A 627-nucleotide genomic window follows, 5' to 3' on the forward strand; every position below is an offset into this window, starting at 1 on the left:
ATTTCTGCCAACTTCAACATGAAAAAAGAGCGCCTAATCACTGCTGAGGTAAATCAGGAGGATTCACTTTTCCCACTGGTTTATAACATGATGCAAAATCGAATCTCTGGAATCGAGGCGCTGAATAAAATGTTTGATTTGTCGGTAGAGGTAGATTTCGGCTCTGTCTGGCATTTCAAAAATAAGAAACTGGTTGATGGTGTAATTGATAAAGAGGAAATTCCTGATGCGGCAAATCAATCGAACGGGCTGGAGACTAGCGGAAATAGCGATTCGAATTCTGGAGATAATCCTGAGAAAGAAACGTTAAACGATACCGGGAACGGGAACGGGAACGGGGGCGAGGCCACGACCACCGAATCCGGCGACGAAACCAATCAGGGGGAAAATCAGGGTGAAACTCAGTCAGATGATTCTGGCCGCGAACAAACGGGGAGTGAATTTAATCCCGATTTGGCAGAAGAAACTGAATCAGATTCCGCGAGTGCAGCACAAAACATCGCAGAATTAGAGGCTATCATTTCGGATGAGAATTCGAGTGATGAAGATAAACAGGCCGCGAAAGCGCTATTAGATGAAATGCAGGGGTAAATTATGTGCCGTCAAAATGTGAGTTTAAAAGCATAT

Annotated in this window: 1 protein-coding gene; it reads left to right on the top strand. The window is 44.3% G+C overall.

Annotation, left to right across the window (positions count from 1 at the left end):
• Nucleotides 1-591 (top strand): hypothetical protein (locus tag N1032_RS26120; protein ID WP_259543548.1); only part of this gene is annotated, 591 nt, incomplete at its 5' end.
• Nucleotides 592-627 lie beyond the last annotated feature (36 nt).

Origin of the sequence: Herbiconiux daphne (assembly GCF_024979295.1) — a bacterium.
Lineage (GTDB): Bacteria > Actinomycetota > Actinomycetes > Actinomycetales > Microbacteriaceae > Herbiconiux > Herbiconiux daphnes.